Genomic DNA, 1,142 nt, shown 5'->3' on the forward strand with positions numbered 1-1,142 from the left:
GCCTGAGAGCGCTCTCACTATCTGCTGTTCCACCCCCACCCTGTTGGAACAACGAAGGGGCCACTCCCTTGAGACGCACAACAGCCCTGCGCACAGCCCTGCCCGCATTCCTCCTGCTGGGCACCTGGGCGAGCGCGAGCACCCAGCCGGCCACCGCCGCCGGCTCCCCCGCACCCTCCACCGAGGTACCCGCCTCCGCCTCGCTCCTCTCCGCGATGCAGCATGACTTCGGCCTCACCAAGAGCCAGGCCGAGGCCCGTCTGGCCGCAGAGAAGACGGCGACGGCCGTCGAACGGAAGGCGAAGCGCGCCGCCGGGTCCTCCTACGGCGGCTCCTGGTTCGACGCCGACAGCGGCAAGCTGACCGTGGCCGTCACCCGCGGCGCGGACACCGACGCCGTACGCGCGACCGGTGCGACCGTACGCCTCGTGAAGCACAGCGCGCGGCAGCTCGACGCGGCGAAGGCCCGCATCGACGCTCTGTCCGCGCCCACCGGCGTCAGCAACTGGTACGTCGACACCAAGGCGAACAAGGTCGTCGTGGACCTCGTCACCGCGCACCGGAATGACAACGATGTCCGGACCTTCCTGGCGCGGGCGCGCAAGGCCGGCCCGGTCACCGTGCAGCAGACCACGAAGACACCGCGGACCCTCGCGGCCGGTACCGTCGGCGGCGACCCGTACTACACCGGCAACGTCCGCTGTTCCATCGGCTTCTCGGTGTACGGCGGCTTCGTCTCCGCCGGGCACTGCGACCAGCACACCGGCGCGGTGTACGGCTGGGACAACTCGTACATCGGCAGCTTCCAGGGCTCGTCGTTCCCGGACAACGACTACTCCTGGGTGAACGTCGGCAGCGGCTGGTGGACCGTGCCGGTCGTGCTCGGCTGGGGCACGGTGTCCGACCAGCTTGTGCGCGGCTCCGCCGAGGCGCCCGTCGGCGCGTCCATCTGCCGCTCCGGCTCCACCTCGCACTGGCACTGCGGCACCGTCCTCGCCAAGAACGAGACGGTCAACTACAGCCAGGGCGCCGTCCATGAGATGACGAAGACGAACGTCTGCGCCGAGCCCGGTGACTCGGGCGGCTCCTTCATCAGCGGCGACCAGGCGCAGGGCGTCACCTCCGGCGGCTGGGGCGACTGC

1 protein-coding gene is annotated in these 1,142 nt (G+C 70.5%); it reads left to right on the top strand.

Features of this window, described 5'->3' with window-relative positions; all coding sequences use genetic code 11:
• Positions 1 to 68: 68 nt before the first annotated feature.
• Positions 69 to 1,142: S1 family peptidase (locus tag LQ326_RS47220; RefSeq protein ID WP_234545385.1), on the top strand; the 1,074-nt coding region annotated here is incomplete at its 3' end.

It is taken from the genome of Streptomyces shenzhenensis (genome assembly GCF_021462265.1).
GTDB lineage: Bacteria > Actinomycetota > Actinomycetes > Streptomycetales > Streptomycetaceae > Streptomyces > Streptomyces shenzhenensis.